At 49.9% G+C, this 26,606-nt stretch carries 22 protein-coding genes and 6 pseudogenes; 27 read left to right on the forward strand and 1 reads right to left on the reverse strand.

Going from position 1 to position 26,606, the window contains the following annotated elements; all coding sequences use genetic code 11:
• The first annotated feature begins 97 nt into the window (after positions 1–97).
• The 8 genes and pseudogenes from DXB00_RS02160 (at position 98) to DXB00_RS02195 (ending at position 8,779) form a co-directional block, all read left to right on the forward strand.
• Positions 98–1,936, forward strand: a complete 1,839-nt coding sequence (locus DXB00_RS02160) for a recombinase family protein (protein WP_243107136.1) — start codon at positions 98–100, stop codon at positions 1,934–1,936.
• The gene (locus DXB00_RS02165) at positions 1,873–3,453 is read left to right on the forward strand and encodes a recombinase family protein (RefSeq protein WP_243107137.1); all 1,581 of its coding nucleotides are present in this window, start codon (positions 1,873–1,875) and stop codon (positions 3,451–3,453) included. The genes DXB00_RS02160 and DXB00_RS02165 overlap by 64 nt, the downstream gene beginning before the upstream one ends.
• Positions 3,454–5,061 (forward strand): recombinase family protein, encoded by a 1,608-nt coding sequence (locus DXB00_RS02170; protein ID WP_119214466.1) that lies wholly within the window; start codon positions 3,454–3,456, stop codon positions 5,059–5,061.
• Positions 5,058–5,453, forward strand: a complete 396-nt coding sequence (locus DXB00_RS02175; protein ID WP_119214467.1) for a recombinase family protein — start codon at positions 5,058–5,060, stop codon at positions 5,451–5,453. Before DXB00_RS02170 ends, DXB00_RS02175 begins: the two co-directional genes overlap by 4 nt.
• An 86-nt stretch (positions 5,454–5,539) precedes the next feature.
• Positions 5,540–6,898: pseudogene (locus DXB00_RS02180) on the forward strand (recombinase family protein); the annotation flags it as partial.
• 191 nt (positions 6,899–7,089) lie between these two features.
• Positions 7,090–7,452, forward strand: coding sequence for a helix-turn-helix domain-containing protein (locus DXB00_RS02185; RefSeq protein ID WP_005335920.1), 363 nt, complete (start codon positions 7,090–7,092; stop codon positions 7,450–7,452).
• Positions 7,412–7,800, forward strand: a pseudogene (locus DXB00_RS02190) (TnpV protein). The gene DXB00_RS02185 and the pseudogene DXB00_RS02190 overlap by 41 nt, the downstream one beginning before the upstream one ends.
• Positions 7,801–7,816: 16 nt before the next feature.
• On the forward strand, positions 7,817–8,779 hold the full coding sequence (locus DXB00_RS02195) for a DUF3658 domain-containing protein (protein WP_118730095.1): 963 nt from the start codon (positions 7,817–7,819) through the stop codon (positions 8,777–8,779).
• Positions 8,780–8,840: 61 nt separating this feature from the next.
• Here the strand turns inward: DXB00_RS02195 and DXB00_RS02200 are convergent, their stop codons facing one another.
• Positions 8,841–9,647, reverse strand: a complete 807-nt coding sequence (locus DXB00_RS02200; RefSeq protein ID WP_009296084.1) for a helix-turn-helix domain-containing protein — start codon at positions 9,645–9,647, stop codon at positions 8,841–8,843.
• A 483-nt stretch (positions 9,648–10,130) separates the two neighbouring features.
• Between DXB00_RS02200 and DXB00_RS02210 the strand changes: the two genes are divergently transcribed.
• From DXB00_RS02210 to DXB00_RS02305, 19 genes and pseudogenes are all read left to right on the forward strand, one after another.
• Positions 10,131–10,319 carry a hypothetical protein gene (locus tag DXB00_RS02210; protein WP_003533394.1) on the forward strand — a complete coding sequence of 63 codons (189 nt, stop codon included), beginning with the start codon at positions 10,131–10,133 and terminating at the stop codon, positions 10,317–10,319.
• Complete coding sequence (locus DXB00_RS02215; protein ID WP_119214468.1) at positions 10,316–10,657, forward strand: DeoR family transcriptional regulator; 342 nt, start codon at positions 10,316–10,318, stop codon at positions 10,655–10,657. Before DXB00_RS02210 ends, DXB00_RS02215 begins: the two co-directional genes overlap by 4 nt.
• Positions 10,650–10,946: a DUF3847 domain-containing protein gene (locus DXB00_RS02220; protein ID WP_117685615.1), complete on the forward strand. Its 297-nt coding sequence runs from the start codon at positions 10,650–10,652 to the stop codon at positions 10,944–10,946. The genes DXB00_RS02215 and DXB00_RS02220 overlap by 8 nt, the downstream gene beginning before the upstream one ends.
• A 375-nt stretch (positions 10,947–11,321) precedes the next feature.
• Positions 11,322–11,543 (forward strand): DUF4318 domain-containing protein, encoded by a 222-nt coding sequence (locus DXB00_RS02225; RefSeq protein ID WP_006876003.1) that lies wholly within the window; start codon positions 11,322–11,324, stop codon positions 11,541–11,543.
• 184 nt (positions 11,544–11,727) lie between these two features.
• Positions 11,728–13,308, forward strand: coding sequence for a MobQ family relaxase (mobQ, locus tag DXB00_RS02230; protein ID WP_119214469.1), 1,581 nt, complete (start codon positions 11,728–11,730; stop codon positions 13,306–13,308).
• Between the two features lie 64 nt (positions 13,309–13,372).
• Positions 13,373–14,016: pseudogene (locus DXB00_RS02235) on the forward strand (CHC2 zinc finger domain-containing protein).
• Positions 13,985–15,322 carry a virulence-associated E family protein gene (locus tag DXB00_RS02240; protein ID WP_015573976.1) on the forward strand — a complete coding sequence of 446 codons (1,338 nt, stop codon included), beginning with the start codon at positions 13,985–13,987 and terminating at the stop codon, positions 15,320–15,322. The pseudogene DXB00_RS02235 and the gene DXB00_RS02240 overlap by 32 nt, the downstream one beginning before the upstream one ends.
• A gap of 241 nt (positions 15,323–15,563) precedes the next feature.
• The gene (locus tag DXB00_RS02250; protein ID WP_117963110.1) at positions 15,564–15,761 is read left to right on the forward strand and encodes a hypothetical protein; all 198 of its coding nucleotides are present in this window, start codon (positions 15,564–15,566) and stop codon (positions 15,759–15,761) included.
• A complete protein-coding gene (locus DXB00_RS02255) occupies positions 15,762–17,432 on the forward strand; it encodes a recombinase family protein (RefSeq protein WP_118729704.1) in 1,671 nt (556 codons plus the stop codon). It abuts the gene before it with no gap.
• Positions 17,433–17,522: 90 nt separating this feature from the next.
• Positions 17,523–17,606, forward strand: a pseudogene (locus DXB00_RS02260) (Maff2 family mobile element protein); the annotation flags it as partial.
• Between the two features lie 18 nt (positions 17,607–17,624).
• Positions 17,625–18,491 (forward strand): VirB6/TrbL-like conjugal transfer protein, CD1112 family, encoded by an 867-nt coding sequence (locus DXB00_RS02265; protein WP_118729705.1) that lies wholly within the window; start codon positions 17,625–17,627, stop codon positions 18,489–18,491.
• Positions 18,492–18,511: 20 nt separating this feature from the next.
• A complete protein-coding gene (locus DXB00_RS02270; protein WP_118729706.1) occupies positions 18,512–18,988 on the forward strand; it encodes a PrgI family protein in 477 nt (158 codons plus the stop codon).
• Positions 18,918–21,302: pseudogene (locus DXB00_RS02275) on the forward strand (VirB4-like conjugal transfer ATPase, CD1110 family). The gene DXB00_RS02270 and the pseudogene DXB00_RS02275 overlap by 71 nt, the downstream one beginning before the upstream one ends.
• Before the next feature lies 1 nt (position 21,303).
• Positions 21,304–22,980 carry a C40 family peptidase gene (locus tag DXB00_RS02280; protein WP_118729708.1) on the forward strand — a complete coding sequence of 559 codons (1,677 nt, stop codon included), beginning with the start codon at positions 21,304–21,306 and terminating at the stop codon, positions 22,978–22,980.
• A 15-nt stretch (positions 22,981–22,995) separates the two neighbouring features.
• Positions 22,996–23,259 (forward strand): DUF4315 family protein, encoded by a 264-nt coding sequence (locus DXB00_RS02285; protein WP_118648705.1) that lies wholly within the window; start codon positions 22,996–22,998, stop codon positions 23,257–23,259.
• Positions 23,249–24,367: a CD1107 family mobile element protein gene (locus DXB00_RS02290; protein WP_158578332.1), complete on the forward strand. Its 1,119-nt coding sequence runs from the start codon at positions 23,249–23,251 to the stop codon at positions 24,365–24,367. Before DXB00_RS02285 ends, DXB00_RS02290 begins: the two co-directional genes overlap by 11 nt.
• A 164-nt stretch (positions 24,368–24,531) precedes the next feature.
• Entirely contained in the window at positions 24,532–24,969 is a 438-nt protein-coding gene (locus DXB00_RS02295) for a radical SAM mobile pair system MarR family transcriptional regulator (protein WP_118729710.1), read from the forward strand.
• Positions 24,966–25,655 carry a radical SAM mobile pair protein A gene (locus DXB00_RS02300; RefSeq protein ID WP_118729711.1) on the forward strand — a complete coding sequence of 230 codons (690 nt, stop codon included), beginning with the start codon at positions 24,966–24,968 and terminating at the stop codon, positions 25,653–25,655. The genes DXB00_RS02295 and DXB00_RS02300 overlap by 4 nt, the downstream gene beginning before the upstream one ends.
• Positions 25,643–26,550, forward strand: a pseudogene (locus tag DXB00_RS02305) (radical SAM mobile pair protein B). The gene DXB00_RS02300 and the pseudogene DXB00_RS02305 overlap by 13 nt, the downstream one beginning before the upstream one ends.
• Positions 26,551–26,606 lie beyond the last annotated feature (56 nt).

Raw genomic sequence — 26,606 nt, forward strand, 5'->3', positions numbered from 1 at the left:
TGTGGCGTTTTCGTGTTCCTCTTCATAAGAGTTGAAGCAAGCCTTCGTCTTTCTGATTTGATGTACCACACCAAACAGAAAAACGGAGGTTATTTTTATGCCAGACAAGGTTTACCGCACGGCGATCTACTGCCGTCTGTCCCGTGAAGATGGAGACAAAGTAGAAAGCAACTCCATCGCCAGCCAGAGAGCCATCTGCGAGGACTATATCGCAAGGCATGAGGATTTGGAGCTTGTCTGTGAGCCGTTTGTGGATGACGGTTACAGCGGCGTTTCCTTCAATCGTCCTCAGTTCAAAAAGCTGGAAGAGGCAATCCGCAAGGGTGCGCTTGACTGCATCGTGGTCAAGGATCTCAGCCGCTTCTCAAGAAACTACATCGACGGCGGGCGCTACATTGAAAAGATTTTCCCGCAGCTTGGCATTCGCTTCATCGCAATCAATGATGCGTATGACAGTCTGACCGGTGATCCGCAGTCCGACTCCTTTGTTATCCCGTTCAAAAACCTGATTAACGATTCTTACTGCAAGGACATCTCCATGAAAATCCGAAGCAGTCTGGAAGTCAAGCAGAAGAGCGGTGAGTTCGTCGGCTCGTTCGCGCCTTACGGTTACATGAAATCGCCTGAGAACAAAAACCAGCTCATCGTGGATGAAGCGGTCAGCGAATATGTGCAGATGATCTTTTCCATGTACAAGGACGGCTTCTCCATCGGACGTATTGCAAAGCGTCTGAACCAGATGGGCGTCCTGTCCCCAATGGAATACAAGCATTCCGCCGGTGTGAAGTTTGATACCGTCTTCAAAACCGGCGATACCGCAAAATGGACATACAAAGCCGTCCAGCGTATTCTCACCAACGAGGTTTATATCGGCGTTCTGGCTCAGGGCAAGCGCGGCACTCCCAACTACAAAGTCCGCGTCGTGAAGAGCAAGGATGAATCCGAGTGGATCAAGGTTGAAAATGCGCATGAAGCTCTTGTGTCCTACGAGGACTTCATGGCAGTCAAGGTCATGATGCAGCGGGATATGCGCTGTTCGCCCGATCAGGACGAAGCGCATCTGTTTTCCGGCTTCTTGTTCTGCGGAGACTGTCAGCAGCCAATGATCCGCAAGACCGTCCCGTCGAAGACGAAAAAGTATGTTTACTACGTCTGCTCCACCAATAAGCATAGCCGGACGTGCAGCCCGCACAGCATCGCCGCAAAAGAGGTTGAGGAAAAGGTCTTCCGTGCCATTCATGACCAGATCGAGCTTGTCATCAATCTGGAACACGCGCTTGCGATGATAGAACGGCTTCCGTCTCAGAGCCGTAAGGCTTTCAATTACGAAGCTCAGATCGCCAAAATCGAGGAAGAGATTGAACGGTACCAAAAGCTCAAGCTGGGGCTTTACGAGAACTTCATCGGCGGCGTCATTGATAAATCGGAATACTTCGAGTTCCGCAACAGCTACACCAAAATCATTGAGGGCAAGCAGGACGCGCTTCTGCGGGTTAAAAAAGAAATGAAGCAGACGGTGACAACCGGTACGACTGAACGAAACTGGGTGACGCTTTTCAAGCAGTATGAAAACGTCGAAGAGCTGAACCGCCGTGTGCTGATGTCGTTGGTTGACCGCATCCTGATTCACGAAAACCATGCAATCGAAATCGTCTTCAAATATAGGGACGAATACCAGCAGACGCTTGAATACATTCTCGCTATGCCGACGAACTGGATATTGCCGTATAAAGGAGGGATGAGCAAATGGCAAGAAAAAGCAGAAAACAAATTGCAGTCGAAGAGCCGGTTATCGAACCTGTTTCTTCCGAGGTCTTCTCAACAGCCATCTATGCCCGTCTTTCCGTTGAAAACAGCGGCAAGTCCGAAAAGGTGGATGTCATCGCAAATCAGATTGAGATTTGCAAGTCCTACATTGCAGAGCGTCCCTACCTGAATCTGATAGATACCTATGTGGACAACGGACGAACAGGAACGGTTTTTGATAGACCGGAGTTCAACCGGCTGATGAACGACATCCGCACCGGCAGGATCAAGTGCCTTGTAGTTCGTGATCTCAGCCGGTTCGGGCGTGACTACATCGAGGCTGGAACCTATCTGGAACGGGTCTTTCCGCAGATCGGGCTTCGGTTTATCGCTATCAAAGAGAACTACGACAACTTTGATACGGACGGCTCCGGCGAAAGCCTCATCATCCCTCTACAAAACATGATCAACACCCTTTACTCGAAGGACATCTCCCGCAAGGTTTCTACTGCGCTCAAAGCACAGATGGAAAGTGGAGAGTTCAAGAAGCGCAATCTCCCGTATGGTTATCGCTGGGATGAAGAACACAGCAATATGGTTTTCGATGAAGAAACCGCACCGATTGTCCAGAAGATTTTCCAATGGAAAATTGAAGGATTGTCCCTTCCTGCGATTGCAGACCGGCTTGATGCAATGAACGCGCCCAATCCGGAGTTTCAGAAGTATCAGGTCGGCGTCCGCACAGGCAATGCTACGGCAAAGAAGATTTGGAACAAGTCTTCACTCACTACCATTCTGGATAATCCCCATTACGTCGGAGATACCGTTCTCGGACGGACGCTGAACGCCATCTACAAGGGCGTCAAGAATCAGCATATCGACCGCGAGGAATGGATTGTTTTTCCCAATACTCACGAGGCGATTATTTCCCGTGAGGACTTCCAAAAGGTACAAGAGCTGCGCGACGCTGCTGCAAGGACAAGGATTGAGAAGATGGAGCGCACGGCGAAAATCCGTGCTACACTGATCAATCTCTTTGAAGACAAAATCGTCTGCGCAGACTGCGGCAGGAAGCTCTATTTCCATCGCAAGCGCGTTGACAAGCGCAAGGACGGCGCATGGTACGCCTTCTATGAGTGCAGTTCATCCGTCAAGCGCGGCAATCTCTGTACGCCACACTATACGCGGCAGGACAAACTCGAAGCCGATGTGCTTGCGGCGATCCAGCTTCAAGTCAAGGCGGCTCTCAATTACGACAAGCTGCTTGCCAAGCTGAGAAACAGCGAAGGCGAACGCAGCATCCGCGATCAGCAGAATGCGCTCATCACAAGCCTGAATCTGAAACTCAGCGGCATCTCCAAGAAGCGTACTCGGCTCTATGAGGACTTCACGGAAGGCATTCTCGATGAAGAGGAATACGCCTTTGCCAAGAAAGCCTACGATGAGCAGTATGTCGATTTTTCACGGCGGTTGGATGAAGCGGTTCAGCGGAAGGTAAAGTTTGCCGAGGCAATGTCCGAGGACAACAAGTGGCTCACGCTGATGAAATCCGTCAGCGGTGCAACGATACTCTCTCAGGAGTTAGTTGACGAGTCCGTAGAGCTTGTGAAAGTCCATGAGGACGGCTCAATCGAGCTGGTCATGAAATACGGCGATATTTACGCTCTGACCGTTCAGAGTATCAAGGAAGTTCAGGAGGCGATGTAAATGAGCAAGGAATACAATATCGGCATCTACATCCGCCTCTCAATGGCTGATGAAGATACCGGCTATGGCAGCAAGGCAGAAAGTGACAGCATCGGCAACCAGCGTATGCTCATTAACCGCTTTCTTGATAATCATCCGGAGCTGTCTCACTGTCAGCGGTCTGAGTTTGCGGATGACGGTTATACCGGCACGAACTTTCACCGTCCTCAGTTCACGCAGATGATGGAGAAGGTCAAGCGCGGCGAAATCGATCTGATCTGCGTCAAAGACTTTTCCCGCTTTTCTCGTGACTACATTGAAACGGGAAACTATCTGGAATGCACTTTTCCATTCATGGGCGTCCGCTTTATTTCCATCAACGACGGCTATGACAGCGACGATTACAAAGGCACAACGGGCGGTCTGGAAGTGGTTATGCGCAGCATCATCTACGCCGCATACAGCAAAGACCTTTCCGTAAAGACCACATCGGCAAAAATCCAGATGATGAAGCAGGGCAAGTATGTCGGTGGCTACGCCCCATACGGCTACGTCCTGCATCCCACCATTCGGAACAAACTTGCCGTAGACCCGGAGGCGGCTGATGTGATCCGTCGTATTTTCCGCGAGGCGCTGGAAGGCAGCAACACCTCTCAGATCGCCCGCAGCCTGAATGATGAAGGCATCCCGACGCCGGGGCAATACTTCAAGAGCAAGCATTCCGACAAGAAGAAGTTCAGTAACATGAGCGAGAAAATCAGTTGGGAAACCGTGATGGTCTATAACATCCTCAAAAACCTTGTTTACACCGGAACACTGGTCAGCCGCAAAATGAAGTCCTGCGGTGTCGGCTCAAAAAAGCGTGTTGTCAATGAGCCGATTATCGTAGAAGGAACGCATGAAGCGATTATCAGCAAGGAAGACTTTGAGCTTGCTCAGAAGGTCATTCGAGGCGGAGGACGGAATCCCACGCGCAAGCAGCATGACTATCCGCTCAAGGGACTCGTCCGCTGCGGTAACTGTAAACGTGCTATGACACGCCGAAAGAACAAGGCTGGCATTCGATACTTCCAGTGCATTCACTCGGTCAACAACGGAAACACAGACTGTCCGGTTGGCAGGAGCTTTCCGGAAATGGATATTGAGAAGGTTGTCTTCCATGCCCTTACTCAGTTTCTTGCTTTGGCACAGAAGGAAGCAATACAGAACCGCGAAGTCGGTGATCTGCGGAAATCTGCCATCAAGGAATGTGCTGATAAAATCCGCACTCTGCAAAAGCAGAACGAGCAGCACAAGGCGTCCAAGCTGAGGCTCTACGAGAAGTATGCAGCCGGAAGCATCACGAAGGAGGCGTACATTCAGCAGAAGGCGGCAACGGATGTGAAGATTGCTGAAAACGATGGAGTAATCCAGCGCAGTCACGAGCGGATGAAGGAGCTTGACTCCGAGACCGCCTGTTCAGATGAAAAGCTGGATGCGGTCTGCGAACAGTACGCCGACTGCAAAGCTCTGACCTATGAGCTGACCCACGCATTCATTTCTGCGGTCTACATTTACGATCTTGACAACATAGAAATCGTCTGGAAGTTCAAGGACTTCCTCACTACATCAGAAGGAGAAGCCAAATGAAAGTATTTCTTTATATGCGCGTTGCCTGTGCGGATCAGCTTGCGGCAGCAGACCAGCGGGAAGAGCTGGAACGCTATGCGAAGGACAAAGGCTATGAGGTGGCTGCTGCGATGGCAGCAGACGGCATCTCCGGCGTCCATACGGAAGGTATCATGAACTTCCTGCTGAACGAAGCCAAGCGTCAGGACATCGGTACGATCCTCACCCGTGACACCTCACGGATTAGCCGGGACACTTCCTCTTTCATAAGGTTTGAGCGAAAGTTCAGGGAGAACGGCATCCGGTTCGAGTATCTGTCCAAGCCTGACAACGAGCTTCCGGTCACTCCAATGAAGGAGGCGTTTGAGACGGCGTATAAGAAACGTCGCACAAAGAACGGCAAAAGAGCATAGAGAAAACGCAAGCCGTTCACGGGTGGTTGTCCACCTATGAACGGCTTGTAAATTCTCAAAATTTTTTTAGTCCCTACTTGACACAAGAAGATATGTCGAGGTTAGGGCGAAACTACCTGCAAGTGGGAATGTACACGGAAATGATTTTCCCACAGAAAGGTGTCCGCTTCATCGCTATCAATGACGGAGTGGACAGCGCACAGGGCGACAATGACTTTGCCCCGCTGCGGAATATCTTTAACGAATGGCTGGTGAGAGATACGAGCAAGAAAATCAAAGCAGTAAAACGCTCAAAAGGCATGAATGGCAAGCCCATCACAAGCAAGCCTGTGTATGGCTACCTCATGGACGAGGATGAAAATTTCATTATTGACGAGGAAGCTGCACCCGTAGTCAAGCAGATATACAACCTCTGTCTTGCCGGGAATGGTCCGACCAAGATAGCCCGTATGCTCACAGAGCAGCAAATCCCCACGCCGGGAACGCTTGAATACCGCAGGACGGGCAGCACCCGCCGCTACCACCCCGGCTATGAGTGCAAGTGGGCGACCAATACCGTAGTGCATATCCTTGAAAACCGGGAATACACAGGCTGTCTGGTAAATTTCAAGACAGAAAAACTTTCTTACAAAGTCAAGCACAGTGTAGAAAATCCCCCGGAAAAGCAAGTGATTTTCGAGAACCACCACGAGCCTATCATAGACACCCAAACATGGGAACGGGTGCAGGAGCTTCGCAAACAGCGCAAACGCCCAAACCGCTATGATGAAGTGGGTTTGTTCTCCGGCATACTGTTCTGTGCGGACTGCGGCAGCGTGATGTATCAGCAGCGATACCAGACGGACAAGCGCAAGCAGGACTGTTATATCTGCGGCAACTACAAGAAACGCACCCATGACTGTACGGCGCACTTTATCCGCACCGACCTCTTGACCGCTGGTGTACTCTCCAATCTGCGGAAAGTGACCAGCTATGCGGCAAAGCATGAAGCCCGGTTTATGAAACTCTTGATTGAGCAGAACGAGGACGGGGGCAAACGCAGGAACGCCGCCAAGAAAAAGGAACTGGAAGCCTCCGAGAAACGCATAGCCGAGTTATCCGCTATCTTCAAGCGGCTGTATGAGGACAGCGTGACCGGGCGCATATCAGACGAGCGTTTCACAGAGCTGTCGGCAGACTATGAAGCAGAGCAACGGGAGCTGAAAGAAAGAGCCGCTGCTATTCAAGCGGAGCTTTCCAAAGCACAGGAAGCCACCGTGAACGCAGAAAAGTTTATGAATGTTGTCCGGCGGCATACCAGCTTTGAAGAACTTACCCCTACTCTGCTGCGGGAGTTTGTAGAGAAAATCGTTGTGCATGAGTGCAGCTATGACGAGAACAAGACCCGCAGACAGGACATTGAGATTTATTATTCTTTTGTTGGCAAGGTGGACTTGCCCGAATAACCGCCCGACCTATCCGACACAATGCGCAAGTGCCGGATAGGAACGGCAAAATTTTTTACACTTCTATTACTTCTTTATCGCACATCAGTAAAATCCCAGGGCATGAAGCAGTTCATGGCTAATTAAAGGTAACAAAAAGAAAGGAAAAGCACAATCCAGACGGTATCAGCGGCAGGCTACAAGAATAAATTGTGATTTCACAAGATTGGTGTTATAATAAGAGAAAAGTTCCTGCCGGGGCAACCGCCCCGGTGGTATGGATAGAAAGGCAGGAAAACAATATGCACATCAGCTATAAACCACTCTGGCACACACTGTTAGAGCGTGATATGAGGAAAGAGGATTTAAGGCTTGCCGCTGGTATGACAACGAATATGATTGCCAACATGAGCAAAGAGGGAAAGCACATCAGCATGGACACATTAGCCCGTATCTGTGAAACGCTGAATTGTGAGATTACCGATGTGATTGAGTTAGTACCAGACGAGCCTGCTTCCACAGGAGGTAAGGAACATGAGCGAATTGAAACCAAGAATAACGGAAAACGGAATTGATTATATCCTTGTCGGAGATACTACATCCCGGACTTGAAACTGCCGGAGGAACACCGCCCTATCGGAAAGTACGGACGGATGCACCGGGAATATTTAAGAGAAGTCCACCCAGCCAGATTGAATACATTGATACTGACCGGAGAATTGTGGACATATCTTGCAGACCTGAACGAACAGGCACAGGAACGGTTAGACACTATCATGGAGCAGATGAAAGCCACCGAGGGCGTGACAGAGGAATTGAAGCGAACTCAACAAATGGAATGGGTGCAGCGTTGTAATAACATTCACAACCGGGCAGAAGAAATTGTTTTGCATGATATAATTTATTCATACGGGAGTAATTAAATCGGAGGTATATAAGATGATTGAAATTGTATTTGGTGAAAGTGCCTGTGGAAGTTTGAAAATTGCCCAAACTTACGGTAAGGGAAAGTATAGAGGAAGTGCAGTTTCGGCCTTTATGAGGCACGAAGATGGGAGTGTTCCATCTTCAGATGAAATGAAAGAAGCACAAATTCAAGCACAGGAACAAGAACATATTGATTGGGAGAATGCTATTCCATTGGGAGGCAAGAGCAGTGATGTTTATTGTTTTGATATGGCTCTTAGTGTGGGAGATATTTCTGATAATGGAATTGGCGAACAGCGGAAAAATGTTCTCAAGAAAATGCTGTCTGTCTGGTTTGTAGAGGATTTAGACTATCAGGTTGAAGAAAAAATACAGAAAATTAAAACTACATTGTCTTCGGTTATTGAACGATATGTAGCTGGGGAAGAAGTTCGTATTTGGTATAGCTATAATCCGGATGAACTTTGCGGTATGTACTGGCTTATGAAACAACTTCGACCATTAAACTGTCAGACAACAATTTATTTGGTTAAGTTACCTGCCTGGGAATATGGAAAAGAAAATACTATGACATCCAAAATAGCATGGGGTGAGGTTTCTCCTGGCGAATGGGGAAAATATATAACTCTACAAGAAAAAGCTAAGCCTGTATTTCTTTCAGCTTGTGCTATGAAATGGAATCAACTTCAAAATGAAAATGCACCTTTGCGTGCAATGCTAAATGGTAAATTGCAAAGTGTTTCAGAAGATATATATGATAGTTTCATTCTTCGTGAAATTGCGGAACAGCCAGAGCAATTCAAAATGGCTATTGTTATAGGTAATGTTTTAGGAAAATATCAACTTGGAATTAGTGATGTATGGATTTCTAATCGCATTGATAAAATGCTTGAAGATGGTGTGTTGGAAATTATACAGGACGCACCAAAGGGAGAAACAAATTATCGCCGGATATTAAGAAAACGAATGAAATAATAACCACAGCAAGAACCGCTGCTACATGGAAGGCACCCCAACCATGCAACAGCGGTTTTTTTTACCGTTTTTTCCTCTGGCTGATAGGCGTTCCCATTTTCTTTGATTTTTTGAGAATCCGAATCAGCCAGCGAAATTCTTCGTCTGACAGATTTTTATAGTTGATACCGAGCTGCTTGCAGTAAAGGACAACCAGCTTTTCATCCCGGCTGCCCTTGAAATTTTCGACTGCTTCGAGATTTTCTTTCAATTCATCGGCAACGGTGGTCTGGGGCGCACTCTCACTGTCCTTTTTGTGGGCTTCCCGAATATCCCGGATAATCAGGTTGAGGTCATCCAGCACCATGTGGCTGAAATATTCATCATCGCTGATATGGGCGGCTTGCAGCACTTTCAAATGGGGGTCATCTTCGCCGGGGCGATACCGTTCAATGATTTCATGCCGGACGGTATCGACAAGGGCGTTGAGGTTCTGAATCTGCATGGTGGCAATCCCATCCACATAAATCTCAATATCCGCAAGAAACTTGATAAAGTCCTTATGGGTGGCAAGTTCGCACAGCAGACGGTTGTTAATCCGACCGCTTTTCAGCAGTGCCACCATCTCATCATTCAAATGCAGCTCCGTCAATGGTGTGTTGATCTGCTCCCTGTTCTCTGTCCGGCACAGTAGATAATCAACAGAGACCCCATAGAAGTCTGCCAGCGTGATAAGGTTGCCATGATTGATTTCCTTAAAATCCTCTTTTTCATAACTTCCAAGAGCTGATTTGGAAATGCCTGTCAGCTTTGATAGTTCTTCCAGATTTAAGCCTTTGTCCTTGCGGAGTTCCCAAAGGCGTTCCTGTATGCTTGTTGCTCCTTTCATGGGCGCGCGCTCCTTTCCAATGGTTTCATTGCTGCCGCTTATCTGGATTATATCACACTTTCCGCAATCGTGGAAATTTCTGATTTTTACCCCTAATTCCTACTTTGTGGACATACGGCACAGGGCACAAAAATGTTCTATGATACAGGTAGTTCATCGATGGATTATTCCAATCGAATGACCAGCCTGTGTGGGATATGCTTCCCCGGCGATGTAGTGCCATGACTTTTGGCAGGGATGTGGAGGAACCCTGACCGAAACGAGCGTACCAAAGGGAGCGATACGCCGCTGTGAGATTCAGGGGAGGAACGACACCGGGGAGAACTGGCGAACTGACACCGAAATGATACCGAAACACGACAATCTGATAGGGGGATAGTCTACCCTATCGCTGATACTTCGGGAGATTTTAATCGGCTCTATGGCTGTAATTTTGCCGAAAATCGCCCCGAAACCATACACTAAAACGGGAGGAAACACAATATGCCGAGAATGAGTAAAAAGAGGAAGCATGAGCTTTCCTTTTACCTCAATGACCGGGGGCGTGTCACTTACAACGAATTATGCCGGAAATGCCAGCATGGGTGCAGGCAGAGCTTCCGGGCGGTTGTGATTAACTGCCCCCGTTATTTATCTAAACGAGCAAAGAAAAAGGAGGAACACACCGAATGAATTTTGAATTTATGACGATAGACACACCATTGCCGCTCTGTATGCCCTTTCCCAGAGCGTTAACAGGATTTCCAGTCAGCAGCACCGCAAAGGTTATGTACTGCCGGATGCTGGACGCTATGCTATCCAAAGGGCAGGAGGACGAGAACGGAATCCTGTTTGTCTGCTTCCCTGTCACAGCCCTTGCCGCAGTCCTGTCCCGCAGTCCTATGACGGTCAAGCGTTCTCTGAATGAACTGGAAACCGCCGGACTTATCATGCGGGTGCGTCAGGGCGTTGGAGAACCAAACCGGATTTATGTGCTGATACCGGGAAAGGGGGACGCTGCCCTTGCCTGATACCTCAAAGCTGGAAAAGCTAAACCGGGAGCTGGAGAAAAGCGAAAAGAAACTGCGGAAAGCCATCCATGATGAAAAGGCATTGCAGCACCAGTTAAAGCAGCTTACCCGAAAGGAACGGACGCACCGGCTCTGTACTCGTGGCGGTATGCTGGAAAGTTTTCTACAAGAGCCGGAACGCCTGACAGATGATGATGTCATGCTGTTGTTGAAACTCATTTTTCACAGACAGGACACACAGGAACTGTTGAAAAAACTGCTGGAACGGGAGAAGCCGGAAACCCCTTAGTTTACTAAGGGCGCAATTATACACCACCCAGAGGTGGTGCATTGCGTTCTCCGAAGGCTCCTCGCCGGAGGGCTGTGATTTTCCGCAGTCATGGTCTGCTCCAAATCAAACAGGGGACGCTACGCTTCCCCTGCGCTGGCTTTCGCCAGCTACCCTTTTGTGGACTTGCCATCTGGGGACACCTTGCATTGCAAGCTGTTCCCAGCCGACAAGTTTTATAAAATATACTATCTTTTCGATAGGCAATGCAGTATAATAAAGACAGCAACAAATTAGAAGTTATAAGTGGACTTTTGCGAAGTTGTATGATACTATTATTTTACAAAGATTTGAAAATTCGTGGATTATTTAACAAATTAGAAGGAGGTATTTTATATGTTTAAAAAGGCTTTTTGGGTTCCTTATGAGGATAGTACCAATTACCCAACTCTTGCAAAAACTATGGAAGCAATTTCAAAATATTGTGAAGAAAATGGCGAGTCTTATACATTTATTAACGATGACGAAGTGGAGATAAATGGAAAAAGATATGAAATATATCGGGGCTACGAAAATGGTAGTAGGGGAAATTACGGTATAAAATGCAAAGAAAAATAATTTCCAGTTTTTCATTCCCTACACATCGGGTCAACTTGCCCCGAACTTTCACAACTAAATACCCGCCGCCTACACAGTGGCACACCAAGCAGGAAATCTGAAAAGATCTCCTGCTTTTTTTCTGCCCAAGGTGGGGTGGCAAAACGCCACCCCATCAGTCAATCACAGGAAGGAGGGACACGAAATGCCCTGTCCACACAACGAAATTTCTATTGTGCAGCGCAGCCAGCGGCAGTCTGCTGTTGCCGCCGCTGCTTACCAGAGCGGCGAAAAGCTGTTCTGTGAATACGACCAGGAAGTGAAGCACTACCCGGAAAAGCGTGGTATCGTTCACAATGAAATCCTGCTCCCGGCAAATGCCCCGCCGGAGTACGCAGATCGCAATACCTTATGGAACGCCGCCGAAGCTGTGGAGAAGCAATGGAACTCCCAGCTTGCAAGGAGGTGGGTGCTTACCATCCCCAGAGAGATACCGCCTTACCAGTACGCCGCCCTTGTCCGGGAGTTCTGTAAACAGCAATTTGTTTCCAAAGGCATGATTGTTGATTTTGCCATCCATGACCCAAATCCTCCGGGACACAATCCTCACGCCCATGTCATGCTGACTATGCGGGCAATGGACGGGCATGGGAAATGGCTTCCCAAGAGCCGCAAGGTCTATGACCTTGACGAGAATGGGGAACGGATAAAACTTCCGTCCGGCAGGTGGAAAAGCCACAAGGAAGATACGGTTGACTGGAACGACAGAAAGTATTGTGAAATCTGGCGGCATGAATGGGAGGTCATTCAGAACCGCTATCTGGAAGCCAATAACCGCCCGGAGCGTGTGGATTTGCGTTCCTATGCCAGACAGGGGCTTGATATTGTCCCCACTGTCCATGAGGGTGCTGCTGTCCGGCAGATGGAAAAGCGTGGTATCCAGACGAATATCGGCAATCTGAACCGGGAAATCAAGGCTGCCAACCGCCTGATGCAGTCCATCCGGCAGCTCATTAAAAACCTCAAAAGCTGGATTACCGAGCTGGGAGAAAAACGGAAAGAGCTGCTTGCACAAAAAGCGGCGGAGGAAGCGACACTTCTTCCCAATCTGCTGATGAAGTACATGGAGATACGAAAGGAAGAACGGAAGGACTGGACGAGGGCTGGACAGAACCGGGGGACTTCACAGGACTTAAAGGCAGTCAGCGAAGCCCTGTCCTATCTCCGGCAAAAGGGGCTTTCCACTGTGGAGGACTTAGAAGCGTTTCTGGAATCTTCCGGGAAATCAGCCGCAGATTACCGCAATCAGATGAAGCCAAAGGAAGCCCGCAGCAAAGTGATTGACGGGATTCTTGCCAGCCGGACAGACTGCAAGGAATGTAAGCCTGTCTATGAGAAGTACCAGAAGATATTTTTCAAGAAAACAAAGGAGAAATTCAAGCAGGAACACCCGGAGGTTGCCCGGTATGAGAAAGCCGCCGCCTACCTTGCCAAGCACCCGGACGATAAGGACAGCACCCAAAAGGAACTGCAACAGGAGCAGGAAAAACTTCTCAGCGAAATCGCAGAGCTGAAAGAACCTTTGACCGAGGTACAGGCTGATTTGAAGAAGTTGCGGGACATCCGCTACTGGGTACGGAAAGCTACACCCGGCACAGAAGAAAGCAAAGAGCCGCCCAAGAAGCAGCCTATCAAGGAAGTCTTGCAGGATAAGGCTGACGAGAAAAAAGCACAAAGAACTGTCCCGGCACAGACGAAACACAAACAACAGGATATGGAACTTTAACAGGCACTTGCCATTTTCAATCAGAGAATGTCAGGTGCTTTTTTGTTTTCAAGGAGGGATAGATTTGAATGTATTTGAAGCTGTGAAGCAGTCCGTCACAACAAGACAGGCTGCGGAGCATTATGGAATCCATGTAGGTCGAACGGGATGGCTTGCTGCCCGTTCCATAACGATAAAACCCCAAGCATGAAGCTGGATCGGCGTTACCACTGCTTCGGCTGCGGTGCGGATGGGGATGTGATTGATTTTACCGCCGCCCTGTATGGGCTGGGAAAGAAAGAAGCCGCCGTACAACTGGCACAGGACTTCGGGCTTTCCTATGAGGACTGGAAACCGCCGGGAAAGGCAAAAAAGCCCAAGCCCCGGCAGAAATCCCCGGAGGAACAGTTTCAGGAAGCAAAGAACCGCTGCTTCCGTATCCTTGCCGATTATCTCTACCTGCTTCGGGCATGGAGAACGGAATATGCCCCGCACTCCCCAGAGGAAGCCTTTCATCCCCGGTTTGTGGAAGCCTTACAAAAGCAAGCCCATGTGGAATATCTGCTGGATGTGCTGCTGTTCGGGGAGACAGAGGAAAAAGCGGCTTTGATTGCGGACTACGGAAAGGATGTGATACAGCTTGAACAGCGAATGGCAGAGCTTGCAGCCGCAGACGCAGCAAGAACTAAAAAACACCATGAACGCCATGCAGCCGCCCCAGAGCATTGAGGAAATCAAGGCGGGGCTGGAAACCACCGAGAAAGGCGGTGTCCGCCAGAGCATACGGAACTGCCTGACCGTATTCCAGCGTGACCCTCTGCTTTCCGGGGCTATCGCATACAACATCCTGACCGACCGCAAGGACATCATAAAGCCCATCGGTTTTCACAGAGAAAGCACAGCCCTGAACGATACGGATATGAAGTATCTGCTTCTCTATCTGGAAGAAACCTATGGGCTTACCAATGAGAAAAAGATTGATAATGCCATCGGGATTGTGGCGAATGAAAACAAGTACCATCCCATCCGGGACTACCTAAGTGCCCTTGTGTGGGACGGGACAGAACGAATCCGTTTCTGTCTGCGGCACTTTCTGGGGGCTGACGCAGACGATTACACCTATGAAGCGTTGAAGCTGTTCCTGCTGGGTGCAATCTCACGAGCCTTTCAGCCGGGGTGCAAGTTTGAAATCATGCTTTGTCTGGTAGGCGGTCAGGGGGCTGGAAAGTCCACCTTCTTCCGTCTGCTGGCAGTCCGGGACGAGTGGTTCTCCGATGATTTGCGGAAGCTGGACGATGACAATGTGTACCGTAAGCTGCAAGGTCACTGGATTATCGAAATGTCGGAAATGATGGCAACCGCAAACGCCAAGAGCATTGAGGAAATCAAGTCATTTTTAAGCCGGCAGAAAGAGGTTTATAAGATACCCTATGAAACCCACCCGGCAGACCGCCCCCGTCAGTGCGTGTTTGGCGGCACTTCCAATGCCCTTGACTTCCTGCCCCTTGACCGTTCCGGCAACCGCCGCTTTATCCCCGTCATGGTGTACCCGGAGCAAGCCGAGGTTCACATTTTGGAGGACGAAGCTGCTTCCAGAGCCTATATCGAGCAGATGTGGGCGGAAGCGATGGAGATTTACCGAAGCGGCAGGTTCAAGCTGGCTTTCAGCCCCGCCATGCAGCGGTATCTCAAAGAACACCAGCGGGATTTTATGCCGGAGGACACCAAAGCCGGGATGATACAGGCGTATCTTGATAAGTACACCGGGAGCATGGTCTGTTCCAAGCAGCTCTACAAGGAAGCCTTAAACCATGCCTTTGACGAGCCGAAGCAATGGGAAATCCGGGAAATCAACGAGATTATGAATCAGTGTATTTCCGGCTGGCGGTACTTCCCGAACCCAAGAATGTTTTCCGAATATGGCAGACAAAAGGGCTGGGAGCGTGAAAACCCGGCAACGGACTCCGGCAACCCGTCTGAAAAAACGAGGGACGGTTTTGTGGAGGTCTCAGAACAGATGGAGCTTCCATTCTGAAAATGACAGCCCGTTGCACCCCCTGTTGCTATCCCGTTGCCGAGCCGGTTGCCGGGGAAAATCCCTTATTTCTGGGCTTTTCTCCCCTATGACAACCAAAACAACAGAAAAATAAAAGAAAAGTATAAATAGTAACCATCGCCAGATTGAGATTGTTTGCAAGGTCTTTTGAAGCCCGTTGCCGGACTTCGTTGCCGACACCCTCTGTCTGGCTATTTTCATGTATGGAGGATAACTGCCTATGGCAAAAAACAAAACAGAGATTCATGTGACCACTGTATTTGACGGGGAGCTGGACGCCACCGATGTGTTCGTCAGCCTGATTTCCCAGAAATACGGAAAAACAAATATAAAAGAATATCTTGCTAAAAAGAAAGATATGGAGTATAATGAAGATGAGGTTCAAAAGAGCCAGATACCGTCTGGATTGTGTGGGTAAATGGCTATGATGAACGAAATGGAATACAGAACAATCGGTTCGGCACTTGCCGGAGGGTATCGTGCAGCGGTCTATTGCAGACTGTCAAAGGACGATGACCTGCAAGGCGAAAGTGCCAGTATCGCAAACCAGCGTGATATGCTGGAAAAATACTGCGAAAAGCAGGGATGGGAGGTTGTGGCAGTCTATCAGGACGATGGCTTCACAGGTCTTAATATGGAGCGTCCTGATCTACAGAGAATGTTGAGAGCCATTGAGCGCAGGCAGGTCAACCTTGTCATCACGAAAGACCTCAGCCGACTGGGGCGTAATTATCTGCAAACCGGGCATTTGATTGAGGACTTTTTCCCAAGAAACGGTGTCCGCTATATCGCCATGAATGACGGTATCGACACCCTGCGGGATAACAACGATATTGCCCCGTTCAAGAATATCCTGAACGAGATGTACAGCAAGGATATTTCCAAGAAAGTCCATTCCTCTTATCTTCTGAAAGCGCAGAAAGGACAGTTTACCGGGTGTCTTGCCCCGTTTGGGTATCGGAAAGACCCGGAGGACAAAAACCATCTGCTCATTGACGAGGAAACCGCCCCGATTGTGCGGCTGATTTTCGGATATGCCCTGAACGGACATGGTCCGAACTATATCCGCAGACGGCTGGAGGAAGAAAAAATCCCCTGCCCCACATGGTGGAACCGGGAACGGGGGCTTCGCAATACCCGCACCAAATGGGAAAAGAAAGACCCGGAAAACGGGCGGTATATGTGGGACTTCTCCGTTATCAAAGACCTTTTGATGAATCCCGTCTACACCGGGGCGATTGCTTCCCAGAAAAAGGACTACCGTTTCAAAATCGGCACGATTGGGGAAAAGAAGCCGGAGGACTGGATTGTGGTGGAGGGGCAGCATGAACCGCTGATTGACCGCATGAGCTTTGACATTGTGCAGAACAAGCTGAAATCCCGCCAGCGTCCGGGGCAGACCAATGAAATCAGCCTGTTTGCCGGACTGTTAAAATGCGGCGAGTGTGGGAAGTCGTTGACGGTACGCTACACAAACGCAAAACATCCCCAGCGGATATACTCCTGCAAGACCTACAATGCCTTTGGAAAGAACCACTGCACCCAGCACCGGATTGATTATGACACCCTTTACAGCCATGTGCTGCGGAAAATACGGGAATGTGCCAGAGCTGCCCTGATGGACGGGGAAGCGGTTGCCGACCGCCTGACCAATACCTGTGAAGCCGAGCAGCGGGAACAGCGGGAAGCAATGGAACGCTCCCTTACAAGGGACGAGGAACGGATTGAGGTTCTGGACAAAATGGTCATGCGGCTTTATGAGGATATGATTGCAGGGCGTATCAGTGAACAGAATTTCAACACCATGCTGGAAAAGACACAGACCGAGCAAGCGGAGCTTAAAGCAAAAGTGTCCGAGGGCAGAAAGCGGCTGTCCGATGAAGTCCAGCTTGCCAATGACGCAAAACAATGGGTGGAAGCCATTCAGGAATACGCCAATATCACAGAGCTGGACGCAGCCACCCTCAACCGCTTAATCAAAGAAATCGTCGTGCATGAGCGCATTGACGAAGATAAAACAAGACACATTTCTATCGAAATTCATTTTAATCTCAAACCCATCCCGGAGGTTGAACAGGTCACTGCCTGACCTGTCCCGCCGGGACGGTTCTCTTAAAAATACCATATAGATTTTTTGTACGCCGCCGCCCGCCATCGAGCAGAGTTTTACACCTAATTGGGGATAAAACAGCTCATGGCTGGCGGCGGCGTGGCGCTCATTGGCATCACGCTGGTACCTTTGCTCTCCGGCCTGTTCGGCTAAGGAAAGGAGTGTTGATCGTTGGACAGCGTACTCGATCAGATTGGCGAATGGTTAAAGGAACTGCTTGTTTCCGCAATCATGAATCAGCTGACGGGACTGTTTGATTCGGTAAACACACAGGTCGGCGATATTGCGACGCAGGTGGGGACGACTCCGGCGAACTTTTCGCCGGGTGTCTTCGCCATGATCCGGAATGTTTCCGAATCAGTGATTATCCCGATTGCAGGTCTGATCTTGACATTCATCGCGTGCTATGAGCTGATTCAGATGATCATTGACCACAACAACCTCGCCAGCTTTGAAACCTGGATTTTCTTCAAGTGGATCTTCAAGACCTTTGTCGCCGTGATGCTTATCACCAACACGTTTAATATCGTGATGGCCGTATTTGATGTGTCGCAGCATGTTATCAATAACGCAGGCGGACTCATCGCCGGGAGTACGGCTGTGGATACATCTGCATTGGAAACCATGCAGGACACGCTCGAAGCCATGGAACTCGGGTCACTCTTTGGCCTGTTCATGCAGTGCATGGTGGTCCAGTTTACCATCAAGGCGCTCAGCGTTCTGATCTTCGTGATCGTCTATGGACGAATGATCGAGATTTACCTGATGACCAGTATGGCACCGATCCCGTTCTCCACCTTCGGAAACCGCGAACAGAGTATGGTGGGACAGAACTACCTTCGTTCCCTGTTTGCGCTCGGCTTTCAAGGCTTCCTCATTATGATCTGTGTCGGCATTTATGCGGTGCTGATCCAGAGCATTTCTGTTTCGGATGACATCATCGGATCCATCTGGGGCATTCTCGGATACACCGTGCTTCTGTGCTTCACGTTATTTAAGACCGGTGCACTTGCAAAGAGTGTATTCTCGGCACACTAAGGAAGGAGGTCCGGTTCGCAGTGGCAGCTTATATTCCTGTCCCCCGTGATCTTACGAGGGTTAAATCCAAAATCTTATTTAATCTGACAAAACGTCAACTTTTCTGCTTTGGGGCGGGCGCACTGATCGGTGTCCCGTCTTTCTTTTTGCTCAAGGCCGACGGCAATACCAGCATGGCATCCATCTGCATGATCCTCATCATGATGCCGTTCTTCTTTCTCGGTATGTATGAACGGGACGGTCAGCCTTTGGAAAAAATCGCAAAGCAGTTCATTCAGGCCAAGTTTGTAAGGCCGAAGGTTCGCCCTTATCAGACGAACAATTACTATGCCGTCCTGCTCCGTCAGGCACAGGCAGAAATGGAGGTAAAAAATATTGTTTACGATGAAAAGTCTGTTTCGAAAGGCAGAAAAAAGAGATCTGAACATGCCGAAGAATCTGACGAAAGCGCAGGCACGGCAGGTGCAGGAGATCATCGAACGGGCGAAGCGGGATGACGGCATTCCCCGCACCGCGCAGCAGTCGATTCCCTTTCAGCGCATGTTTCCGGATGGCATCTGCCGTGTGAGCGATCGGTATTATACCAAGACCATTCAGTATCAGGACATCAACTACCAGCTGGCGCAGCAGGAGGACAAGACCGCGATCTTTGAAGAGTGGTGCTCCTTCCTGAATTTTTTCGACAGCTCTATCCACTTTGAGCTGTCCTTCATGAACATGGCAACTGATGCGGAGGTGTTTGAAAAGAACATCCGCATTCCCCTCAGAAACGACCACTTCAACAGCGTCCGCAGCGAGTACAGCCAGATGCTGAAGACGCAGCTTGCGCAGGGTAATAACGGCCTGACCAAGACCAAATATATCACCTTCGGCATTGAAGCCGAGTCCATGCGCGAGGCAAAGCCCCGTCTGGATCATGTTCAGACCAATCTGATGAACAACTTCAAACGCCTGGGTGTGGTGGCAAAGGTTCTGAACGGCAAGGATCGCCTGCAGCTCATGCACGCCATGTTCCACATGGGCGACAATGACCGTTTTTACTTCGACTGGAACTGGCTGGCAGGTTCCGGCCTTTCCGTGAAGGATTTCATCGCGCCCACATCCTTCTCCTTTCCCGGAGGCAGAACCTTTACCATGGGAAGCCTCCACGGAGCTATGAGCTATCTGCAGATCACGGCATCGGATCTTTCCGACCAGCTTCTGAAGGATTTTCTGGATATGGAGACCAGCGAGATCGTCACCATGCACATCCAGTCAGTGGACCAGACCGCTGCCATCAAGCAGATCAAGCACACCATTACCGAACTGGACCGCAGCAAGATTGAGGAGCAGAAGAAGGCCGTCCGTGCCGGGTATGACATGGACATCATCCCTTCGGATCTGGCTACCTACGGCAAGGATGCGAAAGCTCTTCTGAAGGAGCTGCAGTCTCAGAACGAGCGCATGTTCCTGATCACCTTTCTCATCATGAACACCGGCAAGACGGAGCAGGAGCTTGAAAACAATGTGTTTCAGGCCAGCTCCATCGCCAGAAGCACAACTGCAACCTGAGAAGGCTGGACTTCCAGCAGGAGCAGGGCCTGATGAGCAGCCTTCCTCTTGCGAATAACCTGATCGAGATCCAGCGGGCGCTGACCACCAGCTCCACGGCGATCTTCATCCCCTTTACCACGCAGGAGCTGTTCCAGAACGGCGATGAAGCCCTGTATTACGGGCTGAATGCTCTCTCCAACAATCTGATTATGGTAGACCGAAAGAAGCTGAAGAACCCGAACGGCTGATCCTCGGCACACCCGGTTCCGGCAAGTCCTTCTCTGCAAAACGTGAGATCACCAACGCCTTTCTGGTCACCGATGATGATGTCATCATCTGCGATCCTGAGGCGGAGTATACCCCGCTGGTCAACTGCCTGGAAGGTCAGGTCATTAAGATCAGCCCGACCAGCACCCACTATATCAACCCCATGGATATCAACGAGTCCTATTCCGAGGATGACAATCCTCTGGCGCTGAAGGCTGATTTCATTCTTTCTCTTTGCGAGCTGATCGTCGGCGGCAAGGAGGGCCTGCAGCCCATTGAAAAGACAGTCATCGACGCTGTGTGCATCAGATCTATCAGCACTACTTTGAGGATCCGAAGCCGGAAAATATGCCGCTGCTGGAGGATCTCTACCATGCGCTTCTGCAGCAGGAGGAAAAGGAAGCGCACCGTGTGGCAACGGCGCTTGAGATTTACGTCAAAGGCTCTCTGAATCTGTTCAATCACAGGACCAATGTGGACATCAACAACCGCTTTGTCTGCTATGACATCAAGGAGCTTGGCAAGCAGCTGAAGAAGATCGGCATGCTCATCGTGCAGGATCAGGTGTGGGGGCGCGTAACGGCCAACCGCAGCGCAGGTAAGACCACTCGCTACTATATGGATGAGTTTCACCTTCTGCTGAAGGAGGAGCAGACCGCCGCCTACTCCGTGGAGATCTGGAAGCGCTTCCGTAAATGGGGCGGCATTCCCACCGGCATCACACAGAACGTCAAAGACCTGCTGTCCAGCCGCGAGGTGGAGAACATTTTCGAGAACTCTGATTTTGTGTATATGCTGAATCAGGCTGCCGGTGACCGCCAGATCCTGGCGCAGCAGCTGAACATTTCCCCTCACCAGCTCTCTTATGTGACCCATTCCGGTGAGGGCGAAGGCCTGCTGTTCTACGGGAATGTCATCCTTCCGTTCGTGGATCACTTCCCGACTGATTTGGCGCTTTATAAAATAATGACGACCAAATTGTCCGACATTTCGGAGACGAAGGAGGCGTGATATGGCAAGGAAGGCAACCAGACTGCGCTTTACAAAAGAGGAGCTTGCCAGTCCGAAGGTCAGGCAGGCCGCCGCCAGAGCTGAAAAAGCAGCAGACAAGGCAGACCGTGCCGCCGAAAAAGCGCCGAAAAGACGCAGGCTCAAGCTGAAAGCAGACAAAACCGCTGAGCGCAAAGTGCATCTTACCTTCGAAAAGCAGGAGATCCCTGCCGGCGAACTGACCGGCAGGGGCCGCCGCTTCACCCGCTCGATGGCTCGCTCTGCGGCGGCTGTCGTTTCCGACACCGTTCACAGACAGATTGCCGCAGACAACCAGGATGAAAACACGGCCGTGCAGGCGGCGGACACCTCAGCACAAGTGACTGAACTCAGCGCCCATGCCGTTGAGCATAGCATTTACAGCAGGAAGCTGAAAGCATACCGGAAGGCAGAGCGTCTGCAAGGCAAATCCGATGCCGCGAACGTCGAGGCACTCTATCAGAAACGCATGGCGGAGCATCCGGAGAATTTCTCCAACCCACTCTCCCGATGGCAGCAGAAAAAGGCGATCCGCAAGGAATATGCCGCCGCCAAAAGAGCCGAGGCGGCGGCATCAAATGCAGGTTCTGCAGCCACAGAAGGCACTGCGGGCATCAAGTCGATTGGACAGAAGCTCACAGATTTCAAGGATAAGCTCTTTGAGCAGGCGGCAAAGCATCCGCAGCTGTTTCTCACCGTCGGAGCCGTGATGCTCCTTTTCATGATGGTGTCCTCTGCCCTTTCCTCCTGCTCTGCGTTTTTGCCGGGCAGCTCGAGTGCTGTCGTTGCGACCACCTTCACCGCAAAGGACAAGGATATTATCGGCGCAAACGATGACTACAAGGCACTCGAAGCTGCTCTTCAGAAAAGGATCGACAACATCGAATCGGCCTGTCCCGGATACGATCAATATAACTACCACCTCGATGAGATCGGTCATGACCCCTATCAGCTGACCGCCTATCTGACGGTTCTGTTCGAGGATTACAGCCGAAGCGAGGTGCAGTCCACCCTGCAAACGCTCTTTGATCTGCAATATGAGCTGAAAATCGAGAAGGTGGTATCCCGAAAGAGGAAAATTCTCAATGTCACGCTCGTGAACAAAAATCTCGGGCATGTCATCACCGAGTCCGGCGGCATGAACGAGGATCAGTCCGAGCGCTATGCCATTCTGCTGCAGACCAAGGGCAACAAAGACTATCTCTTTGCCGACGATCCCTATGTTTCGGCAGGCAGTGACTATCTGAAATACGATATTCCCGGCGAGGCTCTGACCGACCAGCGCTTTGCCAACATGATCCGAGAGGCGGAGAAATATCTCGGCTATCCGTATGTCTGGGGCGGCTCTTCTCCATCGACCAGCTTTGACTGCTCCGGCTTTGTCTGCTATGTTATCGACCACTGCGGCAACGGCTGGAATGTGGGGCGCACAACCGCCGAAGGACTCAGAAACTACTGCAAAATCATCCGGCCGAGTGATGCACGGCCCGGCGATCTGATTTTCTTCCAGAATACTTATAACACCTCGGGTGCAAGCCACGTTGGCATTTATGTCGGCAACGGCATGATGATTCACTGCGGCAACCCGATTTCCTACGCATCCGTCAACACGTCCTACTGGCAGGAGCATTTCTACTGCTATGGGCGAATTCCAACCTGACAGGAGGTCTCAGACATGACAAAACTCGAAAGGATTGGCGCTGATTTGAAGCGTGCCCGCGAAAAGCAGGCCGAATGGAATCAGCGCGTAAAGGATCTGGAGAACCGCTACCGCGAGGAGGAGAACGGTGTCATCCATTCCATGGTGCACGCTGCCAATCTGACGCCGGAGCAGCTCGCACAGATCATCTCACTGGCCGCCCAGGGGACTGTCGGTGTTTATCCGCAGCAGAACAGCGTATCGGACTATGACAAGGAGGAAACCGAAAATGAATATTAAGCGAATGACGGCAGGTCTTATGGCTGGCTTTCTGATGACAGGCGTACTTCCTGCGACCTGCTTTGCCGCCGACACCGAAACTGCCGAAAAGCAGACTGCACCGGTTACGGAAAACGCAGAGGCCGCTTCGGATGCCACTTCGGATGCAGCGCAGGCCGAGCAGGAAAAGCTGCCTTACGAGGTGGATGTCGATGAGAACGGCAAGCTCACCTTCTCCTTCGGTGACTGGAAATGGTCTGCCGAGGACGCCGGGCAGGACAGAACCGACGGCACGGTCAGCGATGCAGTGAACAGCTATCTGAACCTTCGCTCCGGCTCCGGCATGGAGTACGAAATCATCGGTCACCTGCTGCCCGGCGAGAAGGTGCAGGTGGTCAGCAAGGACGGTGACTGGTATCAGGTCGTTGTTCCCGAGCGAACCGGCTATGTCTACAAGGATTATGTAGGCATGCTCAAAAAGGAGCAGGAAAGCGGAACGGTCGATGAGGAATTTCTCTCCATGATGCTTTACCTCATAATGAACAGCATCAATCAGACCGGCACTTCGCTCACGCCCGAGGGCAATCTGACACTGGTCGATGATATTGGTTCTTCTACCGATTCCGGTCAGCAGTTCATTACCCTTGTCACGAAATCCGGCAACTACTTCTATCTCATTATTGACCGCAACGACAAGGGTGAGGAGAACGTACATCTTCTGAATATGGTGGATGAGGCAGACCTTTTCGCCTTGATGGACGAGGAGCAGGTAAAGTCCTTCCAGACGGCACAGGATGCCGCCAATGCCGAGAAGGATGAGACCGAAGCAGCGCCTCAGGCACCCTCTGAAACAGAGGAGCCCGAGCAGCAGGAGCCTCCAAAGGCAGAAAAGAAGGCCGCTCCCGTGCTGCCGATCATCGGCGTGTTCATCATCCTGATCGCCTGTGGCGGCGGATATTTCATGATGCAGACCAAAAAGAAAAAGGCCGCTGAACAGCGACCTGATCCGGATGCGGATTATACCGAGGAAGATGAGGACGAATACGTGCTTCCGGAGGAATACGAGGACGAATCTTATCCCGAGGACGATGCTGAATATATGCCCGAGCCCGAGGACACGAAGGAATAAAGAAAAGATTTATTTCTGGGGCAGCCTTCGGGCTGCCTTTACATATGTGATATAATATACGCAAAGCGACAAATAGAAATTTACTTCTACTTAGACATACAAACTGTTGACAGTAAAACTCCTATATAGTATTATTTGATAAAATACTATATAGGAGTTTTTGTGTGAAAATGAATGGTGGATTTCTTGTCACCAAAATAAAACAGCTTGGTGACCGGATTTTTGAGAAGATTCTCAGCGAAAAGAATATTGATGCGTTTAACGGAGCCCAAGGGCGTATTCTTTATGTACTGTGGCAGGAAGATGGAATCTCAATCAGGTCACTCTCGGTCAAATGCGGATTAGCGATAACATCTCTTACGACGATGCTGGAAAGAATGGAACATCAAGGACTGATAAGCCGTGTTCAGTCTGAAACGGACAAAAGGAAAACACTCCTGTTTCTGACTGAAAAAGCACATGCCTTAAAGGACAAATACGATTCTGTATCTGATAAAATGGGCAGTATTTACTACAAAGGTTTTTCGGAGGAAGAAATTACCCAGTTTGAGGAATGCCTCGACCGTATCAGAAAGAATCTTGAGGAGTGGCAGAAATCATGAGTATTTGTATCAAAGATCAGATTCAGAACATGAATCTCGTCATCGGCTGCACAGTGGGGTGTACATATTGCTATGCCCGCAACAATGTAAAGCGCTGGCATATGATTGATGACTTTGCTGATCCTGAGTTCTTTCCGGGCAAGCTCAAGATGATGGAAAAGAAACGTCCGCAGAACTTTCTTCTTACCGGCATGAGCGATCTCTCCGGATGGAAGCCGGAATGGAGAGACGAGGTATTTGCAAAGATCCGTGAAAATCCACAGCATCAGTTCCTGTTTCTTACCAAGCGCCCCGATCTGCTGGATTTTGATACCGATCTGGAAAACGCATGGTTTGGCGTTACGGTGACGAGGAAAGCAGAACTGTGGCGTATCGACGCCCTTCGGAAAAACGTCAGAGCAAAGCATTACCATGTTACCTTTGAGCCGTTATTCGACGATCCCAGTACAGTTGACCTTTCCGGAATCAACTGGATCGTTGTCGGCACTATGACCGGGGTTCAGAGCAGGAAGGTTCATACGGAGCCGGAGTGGGCATGGTCTCTGACAGACCAGGCACATACGCTCGGCATTCCGGTGTTTATGAAGGAAGACCTTGTCCCTATCATAGGGGATGAAAATATGATTCAGGAAATGCCGGAAGAATTTAATAAAGTGTTAGAGGTACAGAGATCATGGCAGAAGTAATCGATGGAATCCTCATTCGTGAGGTGGAAACAAAGAACATCATGACCAAGTCCAGTCTGCCGGTAGGCGGTTACTCGGTCAATCCTTATGTAGCTGTACACATGCCTGCAAGTATTGCTATGCTTCTTTTATGAAGCGTTTTACCGGACACACGGAGGAATGGGGCACTTTCCTTGATGTGAAGCATTGGCCGGAAATTAAAAATCCGAAGAAATTTGCCGGACAGCGGGTGGTCATCGGTTCTGTGACAGATGGCTACAATCCACAGGAGGAGCAATTCAGGAATACCAGAAAACTTCTGGAGCAGCTGATCGGCAGTGACGCAGATATTCTGATCTGCACAAAGTCTGATCTTGTGGTAAGGGATATTGATCTGCTGAAGAAGCTTGGACGGGTGACCGTTTCATGGTCGATCAACACACTAGATGAAAATTTCAAGAACGATATGGACTCTGCTTCTAGCATTGAGCGGCGTATCGCTGCTATGAAGCAGGTATATGACGAAGGGATCCGTACTGTCTGTTTCGTATCTCCGGTATTCCCCGGCATCACGGATTTTGAAGCCATCTTTGAGCGGGTAAAGGATCAGTGTGACCTGTTCTGGCTCGAAAATCTCAATCTTCGAGGCGGTTTCAAAAAGGCAATTATGGATTATATCGCCGGAAAATATCCTGATCTTGTACCACTTTACGACGAGATTTATAACAAGCATAACCGCAGCTACTTTGAAGCGCTTGAAGTAAAAGTTGAGGAAATGGCTAAGAAGTATGATTGTCCCTTTGTGGATAATGAAATGCCTTATGGCAGAGTCCCGCAGGGACATCCGGTGATCGTAGATTATTTCTATCATGAGGAAATCCGAGGGACAGAGAATACCGGAAAAAGAAATCGCTAACTTCCAGTTTGCGGACCTAAAACAGAATACCGTTCCTCACATAGCAGTCATGCACT

Source organism: Butyricicoccus sp. OF10-2 (assembly GCF_003481925.1).
Taxonomy (GTDB): Bacteria; Bacillota; Clostridia; order Oscillospirales; family Butyricicoccaceae; genus Agathobaculum; species Agathobaculum butyriciproducens.